Annotated in this window: 14 protein-coding genes; 8 read left to right on the top strand and 6 right to left on the bottom strand. The window is 69.4% G+C overall.

What is annotated here, in order from left to right; all coding sequences use genetic code 11:
* Positions 1-190: 190 nt before the first annotated feature.
* Positions 191-814: a ribosome biogenesis GTP-binding protein YihA/YsxC gene (yihA, locus tag CEK69_RS15120; RefSeq protein ID WP_148828328.1), complete on the bottom strand. Its 624-nt coding sequence runs from the start codon at positions 812-814 to the stop codon at positions 191-193.
* 128 nt (positions 815-942) lie between these two features.
* Between yihA and CEK69_RS15115 the strand changes: the two genes are divergently transcribed.
* The 4 genes from CEK69_RS15115 to CEK69_RS15100 all read left to right on the top strand — a co-directional run bounded on the left by CEK69_RS15115 (position 943) and on the right by CEK69_RS15100 (position 4,242).
* A complete protein-coding gene (locus CEK69_RS15115; RefSeq protein WP_026143360.1) occupies positions 943-1,764 on the top strand; it encodes a c-type cytochrome in 822 nt (273 codons plus the stop codon).
* Positions 1,765-1,850: 86 nt separating this feature from the next.
* Complete coding sequence (locus CEK69_RS15110) at positions 1,851-2,492, top strand: thiol:disulfide interchange protein DsbA/DsbL (RefSeq protein WP_017910536.1); 642 nt, start codon at positions 1,851-1,853, stop codon at positions 2,490-2,492.
* A gap of 105 nt (positions 2,493-2,597) precedes the next feature.
* Complete coding sequence (locus tag CEK69_RS15105) at positions 2,598-3,449, top strand: thiol:disulfide interchange protein DsbA/DsbL (protein WP_152246481.1); 852 nt, start codon at positions 2,598-2,600, stop codon at positions 3,447-3,449.
* Positions 3,450-3,474: 25 nt separating this feature from the next.
* Positions 3,475-4,242 carry an endonuclease/exonuclease/phosphatase family protein gene (locus CEK69_RS15100; RefSeq protein ID WP_017908277.1) on the top strand — a complete coding sequence of 256 codons (768 nt, stop codon included), beginning with the start codon at positions 3,475-3,477 and terminating at the stop codon, positions 4,240-4,242.
* A 98-nt stretch (positions 4,243-4,340) separates the two neighbouring features.
* Here CEK69_RS15100 and CEK69_RS15095 read toward each other — a convergent pair whose 3' ends face one another.
* Positions 4,341-5,498 (bottom strand): ROK family protein, encoded by a 1,158-nt coding sequence (locus CEK69_RS15095; protein ID WP_152246485.1) that lies wholly within the window; start codon positions 5,496-5,498, stop codon positions 4,341-4,343.
* Between the two features lie 169 nt (positions 5,499-5,667).
* Between CEK69_RS15095 and CEK69_RS15090 the strand changes: the two genes are divergently transcribed.
* Entirely contained in the window at positions 5,668-8,262 is a 2,595-nt protein-coding gene (locus CEK69_RS15090) for a TonB-dependent receptor (protein ID WP_193314006.1), read from the top strand.
* Between the two features lie 10 nt (positions 8,263-8,272).
* On the top strand, positions 8,273-9,058 hold the full coding sequence (locus CEK69_RS15085; protein ID WP_152246479.1) for a DUF1868 domain-containing protein: 786 nt from the start codon (positions 8,273-8,275) through the stop codon (positions 9,056-9,058).
* A 75-nt stretch (positions 9,059-9,133) separates the two neighbouring features.
* Here CEK69_RS15085 and CEK69_RS15080 read toward each other — a convergent pair whose 3' ends face one another.
* Complete coding sequence (locus CEK69_RS15080; protein ID WP_152246477.1) at positions 9,134-12,022, bottom strand: TonB-dependent receptor; 2,889 nt, start codon at positions 12,020-12,022, stop codon at positions 9,134-9,136.
* A 676-nt stretch (positions 12,023-12,698) separates the two neighbouring features.
* Between CEK69_RS15080 and CEK69_RS15075 the strand changes: the two genes are divergently transcribed.
* Both CEK69_RS15075 and CEK69_RS15070 read left to right on the top strand, forming a co-directional pair.
* Complete coding sequence (locus CEK69_RS15075) at positions 12,699-14,666, top strand: transglycosylase SLT domain-containing protein (protein WP_152246475.1); 1,968 nt, start codon at positions 12,699-12,701, stop codon at positions 14,664-14,666.
* A gap of 131 nt (positions 14,667-14,797) precedes the next feature.
* A complete protein-coding gene (locus CEK69_RS15070) occupies positions 14,798-16,051 on the top strand; it encodes a multifunctional CCA addition/repair protein (protein ID WP_152246473.1) in 1,254 nt (417 codons plus the stop codon).
* A gap of 16 nt (positions 16,052-16,067) precedes the next feature.
* On the opposite strand, the gene CEK69_RS15065 is transcribed toward CEK69_RS15070, so the two are convergent.
* From CEK69_RS15065 to CEK69_RS15055, 3 genes are all read right to left on the bottom strand, one after another.
* Complete coding sequence (locus tag CEK69_RS15065; protein ID WP_152246471.1) at positions 16,068-16,940, bottom strand: hypothetical protein; 873 nt, start codon at positions 16,938-16,940, stop codon at positions 16,068-16,070.
* 104 nt (positions 16,941-17,044) lie between these two features.
* The gene (gene nagA / locus CEK69_RS15060; protein WP_152246469.1) at positions 17,045-18,190 is read right to left on the bottom strand and encodes an N-acetylglucosamine-6-phosphate deacetylase; all 1,146 of its coding nucleotides are present in this window, start codon (positions 18,188-18,190) and stop codon (positions 17,045-17,047) included.
* Complete coding sequence (locus CEK69_RS15055; protein WP_043095531.1) at positions 18,190-19,218, bottom strand: SIS domain-containing protein; 1,029 nt, start codon at positions 19,216-19,218, stop codon at positions 18,190-18,192. The genes nagA and CEK69_RS15055 overlap by 1 nt, the downstream gene beginning before the upstream one ends.
* Positions 19,219-19,221: the final 3 nt, after the last annotated feature.

The following is a 19,221-nucleotide window of genomic DNA, read 5'->3' as shown; positions in this document are numbered from 1 at the left end:
GGGTCCGGCGCGAAGCGTCTTGCGGAGTTCGGCCGCACGAGGCTCCGCCCGTACCCTCATCCGCCCCTTCGGGGCACCTTCTCCCAATGGGAGAAGGGAACGGCTAGCCCCCTCTCCCATCGGGAGAGGGGTTGGGGTGAGGGTCCGGCGCGAAGCGTCTCGCGGAGCTTGGGCGCCAGCGCCGCCGCGCTCACTCCGCGGCAGTCGGCTCCGTGTCCAACCCCAGCCAGCCACCGACGATGCCACGCAACTCGTCCACGCCCTGGCGGCTCTCGCCGGAGAAGGCCTGCACGCTGACGGTATCGCCGAACGCGCTGGCCAGCTCCTTGCGTACCTGCTGCAGCACCTGCCCCTGCTGGCCGCGGCCGAGCTTGTCGGCCTTGGTCAGCAGCGCGTGTGCGGGCAGCCCGCGCTGGGCGGCGTAGCCCAGCATCTGCCGGTCGTAGTCCTTCAGCGGATGACGGATGTCCATCACCACCACCAGCCCGCGCAGGGCCTCGCGCGTGCGGAAATAGGTGTCGATGAACTTCTGCCAGTGCGCCTGCAGTTCCTGCGGCACCTTGGCGTAGCCGTAGCCGGGCAGGTCCACCAGGTAGCGCTCGGGCTGGACCTGGAAGAACACCAGTTGCTGCGTGCGGCCAGGCGTCTTGGACACGCGGGCCAGGGCGTTCTGTCGGGTCAGCGCGTTCAGCGCGCTGGACTTGCCGGCGTTGGAGCGGCCGGCGAAGGCCACCTCCCAGCCACCGTCGTCCGGCAACTGGCGGGCATTGTGGGCGGACAACAGATAGTGGGCACGTTCGAGGATCAGCGACATCCCTCTAGGATCGCACGTCCAGGGCCCCGGGCGGGCTTCGTTGACCGCCGGGCCGCGGCATGCCGATAATCGCGCGAGTGCGGTCGCCGTCCGGCAGCCGCGGGGTCGGGTCATACGGAGCTTCAGCAATGCGCCACGCTCGCGTTCTTGCCTTTGCCGGTCTAGCGGTTTCCGTCGCCGCCGCGGTCGCGTTCGCGCAGACCTCGGTGGTTCCCATTCCCGACCACGCGCCGGTGCGCACCACGCCACTGGAGGGCGACATCGGCAAGGCCGCCTGGGGCGACCCCAAGGCCGGCCAGGCCAAGGCCGCGGCCTGCGCCGCCTGCCATGGCGCGGACGGCAACCCCGCGATCGCCATGTATCCGCGCATCGCCGGCCAGGTAGAGCGCTACAGCGCGCGGCAGATGGCGCTGATCGCCCACGGCGAGCGCACCAGCGGCGCGGTCGCGGCGATGGTGCCGTTCGTGCAGCCGCTGAGCGCGCAGGACATGCGCGACATCGGCGCCTACTTCGCCACGCAGAAGGCCGGCGCCGGCATCGCCGACGACGCGGTGATCGCCGACGGTCCCTACGCGGGCATGAAGTTCTACGAGGTCGGCCAGCAGCTGTATCGCGGCGGCGACGCGACCCGCGGCATTCCCGCATGCATGGCCTGCCACGGCCCGGCCGGCGCCGGCAATCCGGGTCCGGCCTATCCGCATCTGGGTGGCCAGCACGCCGATTACGTAGCGCGGCGCCTGCAGGAATACCAGGCCGGCACCACCCAGGAGCGCGATCCGACGATGTTCAAGATCATGGCGCAGGTGGCCAAGCCGCTGACCGACCAGGAGATCAAGGCGCTGGGCAGCTACCTGCAGGGCCTGCACGACCGCGCCGACGACGCGGCCGCCGCGCAGGCGGCACCGGCCGCGGCGACACCACAGCAGCCGGCGCCCGCGCAACAATCCTGACCGCGCGCCGCCGCGGCGGCGCCGGCCCGTTTCCCCTTCGCGCCGGTCCCGACGACCGGCGTTCGTTTTTTGCCATTGGAGATCGCATGAACCGTCTGCCCCGCCTGCTGTTGTGCCTGCTCGCCCTGCTGCCGTTGAGCGCCTGCGCGCAACCCAAGTCCGCCACCGCGGTGGAAGGGGAGGACTACACGCTGATCGCCAATCCCAAGCCGTTCGCGCCGCTGGCCGGCAAGATCGAGGTGGTGGAAGTGTTCGGCTATACCTGCCCGCATTGCGCGCACTTCGAGCCGCTGCTGGAAGAGTGGGCCGGCAAGCAGGCCAAGGACGTGCGCCTGACCCTGGTGCCGGCGGCATTCGGCGGCTACTGGGACAACTTCGCCAGCGCCTTCTATGCCGCGCAGCAGTTGGGCGTGCAGAGCCGCAGCCACCGCGCCATGTTCGAGGCCATCCATGACAAGCGCAGCGTACCGGTGCAGAACGTGGCGCCGGAGGAACTGGCCACGTTCTACGCCGGCTTCGGGGTCAAGCCGCAGGCCTTCATCGCCGCCTACCAGAGCCCGCAGGTCGCCGCGCAGGTGAAGGCCGCGCGCGATTTCGCCGTGCGCGCCGACATCTCCGGCACCCCGGCGCTGATCGTCAACGGCAAGTACCTGGTCAAGGGCAAGAACTTCGAGGACATGCTGCGTATCGCCGACGCGTTGATCGCCCGCGAGCGCGCAGGCAAGTAATCGGCGTACGGCGCTTCATCCGCGCCATGGCATCATGACGGGGTGGCCGGACCGCGCTTGCGGCGCGTCCGGCATTTGTCCCCCATCCTGCTGGAGATGTCGCCGATGAAGACCCGCTTCGCCCTGACCCTGATGGCCCTGCTGCCGATCCTGGTGGCATGCAAGGCCCAGGACGGCACTGCCGACGCCGTCGCCCCTGCCTCCGGCACCGCTGCCGCCCCGGCTGCCGCGCCCGCCGCCGGCAACGATGCCGCCGCTGCGCCCGCCGAGACGCCGGCCGCGCCCGCGGCCACCAACGCCGATGCCGCTGCACAGCCTGCCGCCACGGAAGGCGACAACGCCGCCGCCAAGCCGGTCGCCGCCAAGACCCCGAACGGTCCGGAGCCGGTCGCCGGCACCGACTACATCGACATCGCCGGCGGCCAGCCCTTCCAGCCGACCAACGGCAAGATCGAGGTGGCCGAGATCTTCGGCTATGTCTGCCCGGCCTGCGCGCGCTTCCAGCCGCTGATCGGCCCGTGGAAGGCCGGCCTGCCGTCGGACGTGCGCTTCGTCTATGTGCCGGCGATGTTCGGCGGTACCTGGGACGACTACGCCCGCGCGTTCTACGCCGCCGAGGCGCTGGGCGTGCAGGAGAAGACCCACGAGGCGCTGTACAAGGCGATCCACGTCGACGAGACCCTGAAGGGCGAGCGTGGCCGCGACTCGGTGCAGGACATCGCCAACTTCTACGCCAAGTACGGCGTGGACCCGAAGCAGTTCGCCGACACCATGGGCAGCTTCGCGGTGGCCACCAAGACCAACCGCGCCAAGCAGTTCGCCACCCGCAGCGGCATCACCGGCACGCCGTCGCTGATCATCAACGGCAAGTACCTGGTCAAGGGCAAGAGCTACGACGACATGCTGCGCGTGGCCGATCACCTGATCGCGCGCGAGCGCGCGGCGATGGCCAAGTAAGCCGTCCGCCCCGGGCCGCACCGACGTGACCGCTCCCGCCACCCGCACCCTGCGCGTGCTGACCGCCAACATCCAGGCCGGTTCCAGCACGCGCCGCTACAGCGACTACGTGACCCGCAGCTGGTCGCATGCGCTGCCGGCCGGGCGCAAGCGCAGCAGCCTGGACGCGATCGCGCAGTTGGCCAGCGACCACGACATCGTCGGCCTGCAGGAGGCCGACCCCGGCAGCCTGCGCTCGGGTTTCACCAACCAGACCCACTACCTGGCCGAGCGCGCCGGCTTCAACTACTGGAGCCACCAGCCGAACCGGCGCGTGGGCGGCGTGGCGTCCAGCGCCAACGGTCTGCTCAGCCGGCTGGAGCCGGTGGAAGTGCAGGACCACGCCCTGCCCGGCCGGCTCGGCGGGCGCGGCGTGCTGCTGGCCAAGTTCGGCAACGGCGCCGAAGGCCTGGCGGTGGCGGTGGCGCACCTGTCGCTGGGCGCCAACTCGCGTGCGGCGCAGTTGGCCTTCATCGCCGAGTTGCTGTCCGATCATCCCAACGTGGTGCTGATGGGCGACTTCAACTGCGTCGCCGACCGCCCGGAAATGCAGTTGCTCTACAAACGCACCCGGCTGCAACCGCCGGGCTGCGTGGTGCCGACCTTCCCGAGCTGGCGCCCGCAGCGCGCCATCGACCACATCCTGGTCAGCGACGGCCTGCGCTGCAACGAACAGCGCGCAGTGCCCGCCGCCTTCTCCGACCACCTGGCGGTGGCCACCGAGATCGACGTGCCGCAGCACGTGTTGCGCTGAGGCGCCATCGCGCCACAGTCCGCTCCGCGGCGCGAAACCGTCAGCAGCGGCAGGCCCAACCCGAAGGGTCACGGTTGCGCGGGGATGGATGAAACGCACTAGAACAGCGTCTCCTTGAACGGCAGCATCGCCGCGCCCAGTACCGTGGCATGCGCTTGGACTTCGCCGACCAGCAGTGTGGGATACGGCGAGGCGATGCCACGCCGCGGGGCCGACTCGAACGCAATGCGGGCGATCAGCCTTCGCGCAAGATCGGCAGGCAGGCGCGCACCGAACACGATCACCGGCGGATCGATCAGCGCAATGGTCGCCGCCACCGCCAGCGTCACCGTCGATTGCACGGCATCCAGCCAAGCGTCGATCTGCGGCCACGCCGGGTCGTACTGCTGCAGCATCGCATGCAGGTCCGGCAGCGCGTGACCGTCGGCGACCAGCGCCTCGCGCAGGTTCTCCAGCGTCGGCCGTGCCATGCCGGTGATGGCCGAAATACGGCCCAGTTCGCCAGCATTGCCGTGCGCGCCGCGGCACACGCCGCCGTCGGCGATCACGCCCGCGGCGAATCCGTCGCCGATGTACAGATAGACCAGGTCCGGCGTTCGACGGCCGATCCCATACACCGCCTCTGCCAGAGCCGCGCAATGGGCGTCGTTGTCCATCCAGACCGGCAACTGCAGACAATCGGCGACGAATCGGTCCAGTTCGACCTCTACCCAGTCCGATGCCAGCGACAGCGGCGGGTTGACGCGCGCGCCCTCGCCGATGCGCGGTCCGGTCATGCTCAGACCAACGCCGAAGAGCTGTTGTCGGTCCACAGCAGCAGCCTGTAGCAGTTCCTCCACCATCGCCGGCAACTGCCGACGCACGTCAGCCAACGTGAGCGGGAATGCAGTGAACTGACGCATCCCACGGATCTGCCCGGCGAAGTCGATCAACAGCACCGCGATGCCATCGACCGTCAACGAGACGCCGACGCTGTACGCGTAATCCGGCACCAAACGCACCAGGCGACTCGGCTGGCCGCGCCCGCGACGCGGCGATGGCCCCAGTTGCAGCAGGCCATGCGCGACCAACGGATCGAGGATGCCCTTTGTCCCCGGCACGCTGAGTCCAATGGCGCGGGGCAGATCGGCACGCTCGACCTGTCCCGCGCGGCGGACCAAGTCCAGCAGCATGCGCTCGCTGGTCCCAGCGACGTTGCCGTCGCTGCGGCGGCGGTACTGCGGACGGACAGCGGCGTTGGCGAAGAAGCCGGACACGCGAAGCGACAGCGGGGGCGTTGTCATATTTCTTTTAATTAACCAACTTAATTTAATGCATCTTCGGCCACCACTCTGGGGCCGCCCAAGACTGGATCGTGCCATGCGTCTGCTGCCGCCTCATCCCCTTTGCGTCTTCCGCTCGCCGGACGCCTCCTCTCCGTCCGTTCTGTCGCTGGCACTTCGCCTGGCGCTGGCCGGCGTCCTGCCGTTGGCATCGCCGGCGTATGCCGATGCGCTGCAGGCCGACGAGGATGCGAAGACCATGGATGCAGTGCAGGTCCGCACTTCGTTCCAATCGCAGAACACGCGCGCCATCGCCACCAAGCAGGGGGCTTCCACCATCGTGGATTCGATCGCCGCCGACAGCATCGGGCAGTTGCCGGACTTCAACGTCGGCGACGCGCTACGCCGGGTCGCCGGCGTGAGCACGGTGGAGTACCAGGGCGAACCGCGCTATGTGACCGTGCGCGGCCTCAACGGCAACTACAACAGCATGTTGATCGACGGCTTCGCGTTCGCCAGCAACGATATCGGCAGCCGCCAGGCGCTGATGGACGTGCTGCCGGCCAATTTCGTCGATCGCATCGACGTGGTGAAATCGCTGTTGCCGGAAAACGACGGCGGCGCGATCGGCGGCGTCACCGATCTGGTCACCGAAAGCGGCTTCGAGCGGCCCGATGGATTGCTCACCGCCGCGGCCAAGGGGGGCGTCAACCTCATGGGACAGCGCTACGGCGGGCGCACGCCGGCCGGCGAAAGCGAACTGAAGTGGAGCAAACGCTTCGGTGGCAACGACGAATTCGCGTTCCTGGGCGCGGCCAGCGTCTGGCGCCGCGTGATCTCGGTACCGCAGGAGGAAAACGGAAGCGGCCTGAACTGGTACAACGCCGACGGTACGCGCTCCGCCTTGGCCTATGGCGGCGTCGGCAACGCGGTGCCCAGCGAGCGGCGTTGGTACAACTACGACAACACCCGCGAGCGCCGTGGACTGACCATGCGCCTGGATTGGCAACCGGATGGCCCGCTCAGTGGCCATCTCGCCGGCTATCGCTTCCGTCAGCGCGAGACCTCCGACCGCGACGCCGAGGTCGCGCAGGTGCAGAACAGCGCGCGCCTGGTTCGCACCGGCGCCGACAGCGGAACCCTGGACAATCTCAATCAGCTTGTCGAACTGGGCCAATTGCGCTGGAAACGCGGACTGACCGGGCTCAACGGCGAACTGCTGGCCGAACTGCCGGCGCAGTGGCGCGGCGCACTGCGCGCCAGCACCTCGCGCGCCACGGTGGATAACCCGCAGACCTGGGACCGTTTCCAACAGAACCGCTTGGGCTACGCGTTCGACTGGAGCGACAGCCTGCCTGCGTTCACTGCACTCAACCCGGCGCTGGCCGACGACCCGACGCGCTACGCCAACCTCTATCACCAACAGGAACGCACCCGCTACGCCGAGCGGGTCAGCGATCTGCAATTGGAATTGCGCCGCAACATGGACGAGGACAGTCGTGGATTGGGCGTGGCATGGGGCCTGCGACAGGTGCGTACGCACATGCGCACGTCCTTCCAGCGCACCACCTGGAGCGGGCTGCCCTACACCCTGGCGGACGTGCTGGGCGATTCGACCTGCGGGCTGGGCTGCAATACGCCGATGCTGACCATCGATCCGGCACTTGCCGACGCACGCTGGGATGCCGTCGCCGACCAGGCACGTGGCGTGGTGGACACCGCCGCGCAGAACAGCGGCAGCTACGCCGTGGACGAACAGGTGCGCGCCGGCTTCGTCCAGGCGCAATGGCGGGGCGAGCGCTGGCGCCTGGCCGGCGGCGTGCGCTTGGAACAGACCCGTTTCGGCAGCGACGGACTGCAACTGAGCGGATCGACATGGAGCCCGGTCAGTGCCGTGCGCCGCTATCGCAACTGGTTGCCGTCGCTCGCCGGCCAGTGGCAGACCAGCGCCAACGGCACCCTGCGCTTCGGCGTCTCGCGCTCGATCGGGCGCCCGCGCCTGGACCAGATGGCGCTGAACGGCGGCGTGCTGACACTCAGCAGCACGCCGCCCACGCTCAACCAGGGCAACCCGGACCTGCAACCGCGTCGCGCACTGAATCTGGATCTCGGCCACGACTGGACCTTCGACGATGGCGGCAGCCTGCTGTCGATCGCGCTGTTCCACAAGACCATCCACGATGAAATCTTCCGCTACGGCCAGTTGCAGTCCCTCGACGGCCAGCAGGTGCTGGTCACGCAGCCCCGCAACGTGGACCGGCCCGTGCGGCTACGCGGCCTCGAACTGAGCGCGATCAAGGAACTCGGGCCCTGGCTGCCCGCGCTGAACGGCCTGTCGGTGAGCACCAATGTCACGCTGCTGGACGTGGACTACCCGGTGGTGCTGGGCGACGGCAGCCGTACGACGCTGTCGGTGCTGCCGCAGCAGCCCAAGCAGCTGTGGAATCTGGCGCTCAACTATGCGCGGGGTCCGCTGAGCGCCTCGCTGGCCTGGAACCATACCGGTGTGTTGTGGGACGACCGTTACCCCAACTACACCAACCAGTTGGAGTTCTATCGCAACCGCTACCAGCAGGCGTTGGACCGCGTCGACCTGAAGCTGGGCTGGCAGGTATCGCCCTCCGTCGCGCTGAGCCTGGACGTGCTGAACCTGACCGGACAGGGCTACGAGTACCGCATCGGCCGCCAGCAGGAATACGTGCAATCGGCCTGGAAGATGGCGCCGACCGTGATGGTCGGCCTCAATGTCAAACTCTGAGGCAAACCGCATGTCATCGTTTTTCGATACCAGCATCAGCCGTCGCCAGTTGCTGGCCGCGGCCGGCGCGACGGTCGTGGCTTCGGCACTGCCGGCGCAGACCATCTCGCCACAGCCGCCGGATGTGGGACGCAAGTTCCTCCGCTCACGGCGCCCGCTGCCGTTCCCCGGCAATACGTTCCTGGGCCATCTGCAACAGCAGGGCGATGGCTACCAGAGCTTCGACCGCGTGCTGGACATCTATCGCGAATTCTCCGAGCACCGCTTCGCCGACAAGTTCGCCTTGCTGCCACCGAGCAGCTATCACGTGACATTGCTGGGTGGCGTCAACGAGATCGACCGCGCTGGTGGGCCATGGCCCAGCGACATGGCGCGCGACGTACCGCTGAGCGACATCCATGCGACGTTCCTGGCACGGCTGCAGCAGCGCGATGTCGCGCCACTGGGCGCGTGCCGGTTCCTGATCGATCCTGCGGCAGCGAAGACCGGCCGCAACGACAATCTGCTGATCCCGTTGCGGCCCGCGGACGCAGCGACCGCGCTGCGGCTGGACGCCGCCCGCCGCGGCCTGATGGCACTCATTCGCCTGCAGCGCCCGGACTACGTCGACTACCGGTTCCACATCTCGTTGGCCTATCTGTGCGACACGCTCGATGAGGTCGAACATGCCGCCTATCGGAAGACGGTACACGACTGGCTGGCGCGGCTCGCCGCGACCGGACCGATCACCGTGCCGCGCTTCCACTTCTGCACCCTTCAGGACATGTACGCGTTTCGGACGCTGCAAGAGGTGTGAGGCGCCCAGGCGACGGACGACATCGGCATGCGAAACGCGCGGCGCGGGATACGCGCCGCAACGTCCGTCACACCGCTAGAACTTCAGATCCGCCCGCACATACAGGTAACGCCCACCGGGAATGCCGTAGGTGGAGGCGTCGTAGCCGTTGAGCGAACACGACAGGCAGATCGGCGGATCCTTGTCGAAGACGTTGTTGACGCCGCCGCTGAGGGTCAGGCCCTTGAGCCAGTCGAAGCGGTAGCCCACCTGCAGGTCGTGGTAGGTGATCGCGTCCAGCGTGTTGGTGCCGGCGACAGGATTGCTGCACACCGGGAACGCGACCGCGTCGCCGCATTGCTCGGTCAGCTCGGAGATGTGCCGCAGCGTCCACGACGCGTTCCAGCGCCCGCGCGACCAGTCCAGGCTCAGGTTGCTGGTCCACTCGGGAATCGAGCTGTCCACCACCTCCACGCCCGGGCGCTGCGGCTGCACCTGGCCGGCCGCGCCGGTGGCGACGTAGCGGGTGACGAAGGTGTTCTGCCAGCCGATCTTGAAGCGGCCGGCGGCGGTCTCCGGCGAGTTCCAGAACAGGTCCACGTCCCAGCCGTCGGTCTTGATCGAGCCGAGGTTGGTCAGCCGGTTGTTGAAGCCGTTGATGCCGCCGGTGGAGGCGCGGGTGATGCCGTTGCAATAGGTCGGCGACAGCGTGTCCACGCACAGGTCGAGCTGGGTCTGCGCGTTGATCGCCTGGATCGCGCCGTCGATGTCGTGGCGGTAGAAGGTCACCTCCACGTCGAAGCGGTCCGACCACGGCACGTTGCTGGCGAACCACGGGCTCCAGACGAAGCCGGCGCTGAAGCTGCGCGCCTTCTCCGGCTCCAGCGCGCGGTTGCCGCCGGTGGTCACCGAGATCTGCGAGTTGGCCTGCTGGTAGCCGACGGGCACGCCGAGCGTGGCGCAGTTGCTGGCACTGCCGCGCGGCGCGGTGCCGCCCAGGCCGATCGAGCACGGGTCGGACAGGGTCAGGTCGGCGCGCGCGGCCGAGCCGTACAGTTCGCCGATGCTGGGCGCGCGGAAGCCTTCGGCATAGCTGGCGCGCAGCACGAAGTCCGGCGCCACCTGCCAGCGCAGGCCGTACTTCGGGGTGAACTTGCCGCCGAAGGTGGAGTAGTCGGAGTAGCGCCCGGCCAGGCTCAGGTCCAGTTTGTCGCCCAGCGGCGAGTCGGCGAAGATCGGCACGCTCAGTTCGAGGTAGGCCTCCTTGACGTCGTAGCTGCCCTGGGTCGGCAGCGACGGCACGCCGTTGTAGTGGCCGATCACGGTCAGCGGATCGGGGCGGTAGAAGCCCTCGTACTTGCGGTATTCCACGCCGGTGGCGAAGGACACCGCGCCGGCCGGCAGCCGGAACAGGTCGCTGCTGAGGTTGGCGGTGAACTGGGTCAGTTCGTTCTGGCTGCGATCGTGCACCACCGGCTGGATCCAGCGCAGCATGTCCGGGGTGATGCTGCCGGCGCCGCCGAAGATGTTCAGCGGCACGCAGCCGGCCACCGCCGCGCACGCCGCCGGATCGCCCAGCGCCAGGTTGATGTTGTAGATGTTGTAGCTGCCGTAGTTGGTCTGCTCGGCCTTGTTCTTGCTGTAGGCGCCGTTGACGTCCCAGAACCAGGTACGGTCGGCGCCCTCGAAGCTGCCGATGAAGCCGGTGCCGACGTACTGGGTGTCCACGCGCTGCTCGAACACGCGCGCGCCGCCTTCCACCGGGCGGCGCCCGATCATGATCAGGTTGCTGCCCGAATCCAGCGCGAAGCCGAACGGGTTGTACGGGTTGGCGGCGGAGATGACGATGTTGTCGGCCAGCGGATTGCCGGTACCGGCGTCGGGGCCGAGAAAGATCGGTTCCGGCGCGGCCTGGTTGGTCGACTCGCGGCGGTTGCCGAGCAGCTTCAGGTACCACTGCACGTCGTCGTTGAAGAAGAAGCGGAACTGGCCGAACACGCCCTTGCGCTCGGACGGGGTCAACAGCAGGTTGGACGCGGCGAAGTTGTAGCGGTCGGCGGTGGTGAAGCAGTGGTAGTCGTCGCTGCGGGTGCAGCCGCCGGTGCCGTCGTAACGCGGCGTGCGCGCACCGCTGTTGGGCGTCAGGTTCTGCTCGGCGCCGGTGTTGGGGTCGACGAAGATGAAACGCCCGTCCGGGGTGGCCGAGCTGCCGAAGCTCAGGCCGGTGCCGGGAATCGGATACAGCGACTGTGCGCGGTCGCGCGCGTAGATCGGATCCTGCTTGGTATAGCTGGCGCCGAGGAACAGGCTGGTGCGTTCGGTGCTGTGGCCCCAGGCGAGGTCCACGCCCTTGCTGGCGCCGTCGCCCTTGTCGTACTCGCCGTAGTTCAGGGTGACCTGGCCGCCTTCGAAATTGCGCCGGGTGATGATGTTGACCACGCCGGCGATGGCATCGGATCCGTACAGCGAGGACGCGCCGTCCTCCAGCACCTCGACGCGTTCGACGATGGCCAGCGGGATGGTGTTGAGATCGGTGGCCGCGCCCACGCCCGAGGCCGAGGACTCGTTGACCCAGCGCATGCCGTCGACCAGCACCAGCACGCGCTTGGCGCCCAGGTGGCGCAGATCCACCTGCGCCGAACCGGCGCCGACGCCGCTGCCGTCCGGTGGGAAGCCGAAATTGCCGGAGGAGTTGAACTTGGCGTTCAAGGCCGAGCCGGAGGCGGTGAGTTCCTGCAGCACATCGCCGATGGAGGTCAGGCCGGTGCGTTCGATGTCGGCGCGGCTCAGGGTCTGCACCGGCACCTGGCCCTCCACTTCCGCGCGGCGGATGCGGGTGCCGGTGACCTGCACGCTGTCCAGCGTGGTGGCCGTACCGGGAGCGGCCGGGGGCGTCTGTTGCTGGGCGCCGGCGATGGCGGGGACGCCGCCGAGCAGGGCCAGGGATACCGCGAAGACCAAAGGATGGCGGTGCAGGAAATTCATCCGTCTCTCTCTCCAGAAAGGATGTGGGTCGGCCGCTGCGACCCCCTGCACCGCGACGGCATGGAATTCTTTGTAAACAAATCGTAAACGCCGTGCAAGCGTCCGGCAGGCAAAGCGCGGGCCATCGCGACGACTGGTCGATCTGGTAGACACCGGATGCGCAAGACATCGTCAAGCAGCGCAAGACCTAAGCCCCTCTCCCCTCGGGAGAGGGGTTGGGGTGAGGGTACGGAGCGCGAAGCGTACGCGCGATCTGGCGATCAGAGGCTTCGCCCGTACCCTCTTCCGCCCCTACGGGGCACCTTCTCCCAATGGGAGAAGGGAGAAGCCGAGCCCCTCTCCCCTCGGGAGAGGGGTTGGGGTGAGGGTACGGAACGCGAAGCGTCCGCGCGATCTGGCGATCAGAGGCTTCGCCCGTACCCTCATCCGTCCATGCCGGCCCCCCGATGCCGGCCCAGCGTGCGATCCCGATCTGCGAACGCTGCGGGGCAGCGCGTTGACACGACGTGTTGCGACTCCACCCGTCGGCACATTGGCATCGCTGCATCCAGCACACTCGCCACCCAACCTGGACGACGCGGCCACCCATCGTCACCACCACGCCGGCCAAAGCGACGACAGCGCCACCATCGCCAGTTGAAACGGCGATTCATCCGCGTTCGGTATAGTCCCGCGCATGATCCTGCGCACGTCTCTCCTGCTGTTCGCCGCCGCGTTGTGCGGCCCTGTTCCCGCCCTCGCCCAGTCCCTGGATGCCCAGCGCCCGGCGATCCGCTCGGCGATCGACGATGCCGAGCAGGGCCGGTTCGATCCGGTCCGCGCGGCAGCGTTCAAGCAGCATCCGCTGTACGGCTGGCTGGAGTACGCCAACCTGCGCCGCAACATCGACAAGGTGTCCGATGCGCAGGCGCAGGACTTCCTCAAGCGCTATGCCGGGCAGCCGGTGGCCGAGAGCTTCCGTGCGCTGTGGCTGCCGGCGCTGGCGCGGCGCGAGGACTGGCCGGCGCTGCTGGCGAACTGGAAACCCACCGAGAACCTCGGCCTGCGCTGCGCCCAGCTCAATGCGCGCCAGGCCACCGGCCGCGCCGACGCGCAGTGGGTGGACGAAGCGCAGGCGCTGTGGCGCAACGCCGGCAAGTCGCTGCCCGACGCCTGCGATCCGGTGTTCGCGGTGCTGCAGGCGCGCGGCGGCATGACCGATGCGCTGCGCTGGGCGCGCGTGGAAGCGGCCGCCGACGCACAGCAGCCGGCGGTGATGCGCGCCGCCGCACGCGGCCTGCCCGCGGCCGACCTGGCCCTGGCCAACGACTACGCGGCGTTCCTGGACGCGGTGCACACGCGTGCGCTGACCTGGCCCAAGACCGAGCGCAGCCGCAAGGTGGCGGTGGACGGGCTGGCGAAGCTGGCCAAGACCGATCCGGACGCTGCCGAACGACAACTGCCGCAGTTCGTCCAGGCACTGCAGTTCAGCGAGGCGCAGCGCGGCGCGGTGCTGTACCAGATCGCGCTGTGGACGGTGGCCTCGTACGGGCCGGAGTCGGCGCGCCGGCTCAACGCGGTGCCCGAGTCCGCGTACGACGAACGCCTGCACGAGTGGCGCGCGCGCGAGGCGATGGCGCGCGGCGACTGGCCGGCGGCACTGGCCGCGATCCGCAAGATGCCGCCGGCGCAGCGCAACGATTCGCGCTGGCAGTACTTCGAGGCGCGGCTGGCGGAGAAGACCGGCAATGCCGGCGAGGCGCAGCGGCTGTACCGCGCGGCCGCCAGCTCCGCCACCTTCCACGGTTTCCTGGCCGCCGACCGGCTCAAGCAGCCGTACGCGCTGTGCCCGTGGGAACCGAACGACAGCGCGCAGGCGCAGGCGGCGGTGGCGCGCGATCCGTCGCTGGTCCGCGCGCTGGAGCTGTTCAAGATCGACCGCGCCGGCTGGGCCGTGGCCGAGTGGAACGATGCGCTGAGCCGTTTCGACGACACCCAGCGACGCCTGGCGGTGGAAGTGGCCAGCAACAACGGCTGGTTCGACCGCGCGGTGTTCGGGCTCGGCAAGCGCCCGGAGGAGCAGCGCCTGTACACGCTGCGCTTCCCGTTGCACCACGCCGACACCATCCGCCGCGAAGCCGGCAGGAACGCGATCGACCCGGCCTGGGTCGCCGCCGAAATCCGCGCCGAGAGCGTGTTCAACCCCAACGCCCGCTCGCCGGCCAATGCGATGGGCCTGATGCAGGTGGTGCCGGCCACCGGCGCCAGCGTCGCCCGCAACCTCGGCCTGGCCGGCTACGGCGGCGCTGCCAGCCTGTACGACCCGGACACCAACATCGCCATCGGCACCGCCTACCTGCGCCAGTTGCTCAACACCTACGGCCTGCCCTACCTGACCATCGCCGCCTACAACGCCGGCCCCGGCCCGGCCGCACGCTGGCAGAGCCAGCGCCCGGGCCACGATGCCGACTTCTGGATCGAGACGGTCAGCTACAAGGAAACCCGCGAGTACGTGGCGCGCATCCTCGCCTTCAGCGTGATCTACGACTGGCGCCTCAACGGCGACGCCCTGCCGGTCACCGAGCGCATGCTCGGCAAGCTGGATGCGCCGCGGAAGAAGTTCGTGTGCGCGGCCGCCGATGCGGCGGCCGGGAATCGGGAATAGAGAATGGGGAATCGCAACGGCGCACCGCGCGCAACCGCGCCGAACATTGGATCAACACGCCAGCGCGACATCAGGCGAAGGGAATCCGCTTTTACCATTCCCCATTCCCTATTCCCCATTCCCAGCCCCCCATGAACATCTACCTCGTCGGCGGCGCCGTCCGCGACGCCCTGCTCGGTCAACCGCCCGGCGACCGCGACTGGGTGGTGGTCGGCGCCAGCGCGCAGCAGATGCTGGAGCTGGGCTACAAGCAGGTCGGGCGCGATTTTCCGGTGTTCCTGCATCCGCGCAGCGGCGAGGAATACGCGTTGGCGCGCACCGAGCGCAAGGCCGGGCGCGGTTACCACGGCTTCGAGGTGCAGGCCGACCCGTCGGTGACGCTGGAAGAGGATCTGCAGCGGCGCGACTTCACCATCAACGCCATCGCCCGCGACGAGGCCGACGGGCGTCTGGTCGATCCGTATGGCGGCGCGCGCGATCTCGAGCAGCGGGTGCTGCGCCACGTCGGCCCGGCCTTCGCCGAGGATCCGCTGCGGGTGCTGCGCGCGGCGCGGTTCATGGCGCGGCTGGCGCCGCTGGGATTCGTCGTCGCGGCCGAGACCATGGACCTGATGCGCGCGATGGCCGCCGGCGGCGAACTGGAAACGCTGGTGCCCGAACGTGTCTGGCAGGAACTGCGGCGCAGCCTGGCCTCGGCGCAGCCCTCGGCGTTCCTGCGCACGCTGCGCGAGGCCGATGCGCTGCGCTGGGTGCTGCCGGAGCTGGACGCACTGTACGGGGTGCCGCAACGCGCCGAGTACCACCCCGAGATCGACACCGGGCGCCACCAGGAACTGGTCAGCGACATGGCCGCGCGGCTGGCGCCGGGCGACGCACTGATCGGCTTCGCCGCGCTGACCCACGACCTGGGCAAGGCGCTGACACCGCCGGAGGAATGGCCGCGCCACCTGATGCACGAGCAACGCGGCCTGGCGCCGCTGCGCGCGCTGAGCGAACGTCTGAAGGTGCCGCAGGAGCATCGGCAACTGGCCGAGATCGCCTGCCGCGAGCATCTGAACGTGCATCGCCTGGCCGAGTTGCGCGACCGCACCGTGCACGAACTGCTGCAGCGCTGCGACGGCTTCCGCAAGCCCGAGCGCGTCGCGCAGTTGGCCACGGTGTGCGAGGCCGACAAGCGCGGCCGTCTCGGCAGCGAGGACGCCGATTACCCGCAGGGCCGCACGCTGCAGCGCCTGCATGCGGCGGCGCTGGCGATCAACGCGCGCGACCTGGCGGCGCAGGGCCTGAGCGGCCCGCAGATCGGCGAGGCGCTGGCCAAGGCACGGATCGCGGCGATCGCCGCGGCGCGGCCGTCGGCAACGCGGTCGGGAGAGCACGCGGGCTAATGTTCTGCTGCCACCATCAAGGTTCGTGCGCCCGCAGCTCGCGGAATCCCGAATCGATCGCGGCCGGGTCGGCGAACTCCACCCGCAGGCCCTTGGCGGCAAGCGCGAGTACCTCAGCGTCATCGACGGCGGTGCCGCTCAAGCGCGCGATCAGCGGACCCAGCACCGCGGTGGCGAACGCGCGGGACAACGCTGCACGACACGCCAGATCGGAGACATCCGCGGGGAGGGCGCTGGCCGCCGCCAGGCGCTTCTCGAAATCTCGCGAGGGCTCGAAGAAGGTGGCGACCAACATGCCGACCCCAGGTTGCCCGACCGCCATCAGGCCATAGGGGGCGAACATGTACATGGCACGCCCATTTTCCTCGGGCAGGCCCATCTCGCTGGCCCCGAACAGATGCGCGATCACGAGCCGACCGCTCTGCCATGGCAACCGCACGAGGCTTCCTTCCCTGACGTAGGCGCCGTTCTTCCACGCCGCGAAACCGGCACGAAACGCCTTCAGGAGCACGCCGGCGACATGCGGGTTGAACCCGGCAGGTGCGGCCGGATGCCGGGAATTTTCGGCAAATCGCCGGTGCAGCAACATCATTCCCACCGACAGCTTCATCAACCACAGATGCGCTTCATCGTCCGCGACCGCGGACCAGTCCTCCGACAGGCGCTGTTCCAGCCGTCCGAACTGGGCGTTGGCCTGCGGATCGGCAGGCGCCTTGAAATCGCAGAGCCTGGCGAAGCTGCCGGCATCGCCAAGCAACACCCGGCCCGCAGCTTGATGGCGTTGCGCCAGCCAGCGCGGAATCACATGCTCGCCGGCGCCTGACACCGAGATCCCGGTGAAGAGGCAGGCCGCGTCCATCGGCTCGTCGAGATAGCGGCTCGGTTCCATGCATCACCGCCTGCGTTGTCAGCGACCACCACTAGTACAACGCGCACGGCAGCACGCGCGCGGTCCCGACCAGCCGACCGCGCGCGCAGCCGGAGCGCCGCCGGCTACTCCATCGCGCCCGCGATCCAGGTATGACGGACCTGCAACGCATCGTCCAGCAGCACCAGGTCGGCCTGGTAGCCGGGCGCGATGTGGCCGTAGCGGTGGTCCAGGCCCACGCACTGCGCCGGGTACAGCGAGGCCATGCGCGCGGCTTCTTCCAGCGGCACGCCCAGCCACTGCACGCTGTTGCGCACCGCGCTGGCCATGTCCAGCGCCGAGCCGGCCAGGGCGCCGGCGGCGTTGCGCACCACGCCGTCGATGGCGGTGATGGTTTCGCCGTACAGGTCGAACGCGGGGCTGTCGGCGCCGACCATCGGCATCGCATCGGTGACCAGGAACACGGTGCCGCGCGGCTTGGCCGCCAGCGCCACGCGCAGGCTGGCCGGATGCACGTGCACGCCGTCGACGATCACCCCGCACCAGGCATTGCGGTCTTCGAGCGCGGCGCCGACCACGCCGGGATCGCGCCCCTGCAACGGGGTCATGGCGTTGTACAGATGGGTGAAGCCGCAGATGCCGGCGTCCAGGCCGGCGCGGGTCTCTTCGTAGCTGGCGGCGGTGTGGCCGGCGAACACGCGCGCCCCGGCCGCGGCCAGGGTGCGGATGCTGGCCGCCGGCACGCGCTCCGGTGCCAGGGTGATCAGGGTGACGCCGTTGTCCAGCGAGGTGGCCATGGCCAGTTCGTCGGCGTCGGGCACGCGGAACTTGTCGGCGTTGTGGGTGCCCTTGCGCGCCGGCGCCAGGTACGGCCCTTCCAGGTGGATGCCGAGCACGCCCGGCACCCCCTCGGCGATGGCCTGGCGGGTGGCGGCGATCGCCGCGCGCATCACCTCCACGTCGTCGCTGATCAGCGTCGGCAGGTAGCCGGTGGTGCCGTAGCGGCGGTGGCCCTGGCCGATGCGGCGCAGCGCCTCGACGTCGGTGCGGTTGTTGAACAGCACGCCGCCGCCGCCGTTGACCTGCAGGTCGATGAAGCCCGGCAGCAGGCTGCCGCCGCCCAGGTCGTGCTGCACCGGCGCTGCCGCCACGCGCGGGTCGGCGTCGTCGAGCAGGGCGAGGATGCGCCCGCCCTCCAGCAGCACGCTGACGCCGTCGAGGAACCCGTCCTCGCCGAGTACGCGCGCGTTGCGCAGCGCCACCGTGGTCATCAGACGGTCTCCGTCACTTTGTTCAGATGCGGCGGCAGGTCCGGGTTGTAGCCGCGGCGCAGCGCCAGGGCGTTGATCGCACGGTAGAAGCTCTGGATCGCCAGCAGCGGCGCGCACGCCGGGTGCGGCGCGGCGACCAGCGGCAGGTCGCCGCCGGCGCTGGCCAGCCACACCTGCGCGCCGCGGCCGCGGAACTCCTCGGCCAGGCGCCGGGTGCCCTCGCCGGCTTCGTCCGGCTGGTCGAACGCCAGCACCGGGAAACCCGGGCCGACCAGGGCCATCGGCCCGTGCTTCACTTCCGCCGAGCTGTAGGCCTCGGCGTGCAGGCCGCAGGTCTCCTTGAACTTCAGCGCCGCTTCCTGCGCCGCCGCCAGGCCCAGGCCGCGGTCGAGCACGAACAGGTTGTGCGCCTCGACCAGGCCGTCGGTCAGCGAGCGCCAGTCGGCCTGCCAGGCCGCACGCAGCGCCTGCGGCAATTCCTGCAGTGCGCCCAGCAGCGCCGGGTCGTTCTTCCAGTGCGCGCCGAGCTGCAGGATCGCCGCCAGCGAGGCCAGGTAGCTCTTGGTCGCGGCCACGCTCTTCTCCGGGCCAGCGCCGAGCGGGATCACCGTGTCGGCCAGCTGCGCCAGCGGCGAATCCTCGACGTTGACCAGGGCCACCACGCGCGCGCCGGCGTCCTTGGCGGCCTGCGCGTTGCGCAGCAGGTCCGGGCTCTTGCCCGACTGCGAGATCACCAGGTACAGCGCGCCGCGCAACTGCAGCGGCGCTTCGTACACCGAGCCCACCGACGGCGAGGCCGAGGCGGTGACCACGCCGAGCTGGGTCTCGAACAGGTACTTGGCGTAGGTGGCGGCGTGGTCGGAACTGCCGCGCGCACAGGTCACCACGAACGGCGGCGGCGCGGCGCGCAACGACGCGGCGAGCGCGCTCACGGTGGCGTGGTTGCGTTCGAACTGCGCGGCGACGACCGCGGCGGCTTCCGCGGCTTCGCGGAACATCAGGGTTTCGGTTTCGGAGGGCAGCGCCATGGG

Origin of the sequence: Xanthomonas sp. LMG 12462, assembly GCF_009192885.1 — a bacterium.
Lineage (GTDB): Bacteria > Pseudomonadota > Gammaproteobacteria > Xanthomonadales > Xanthomonadaceae > Xanthomonas_A > Xanthomonas_A sontii.
The sequence above is the reverse complement of the archived record's forward strand: the minus strand, read 5'-3'. Positions and strand labels throughout refer to the sequence as shown.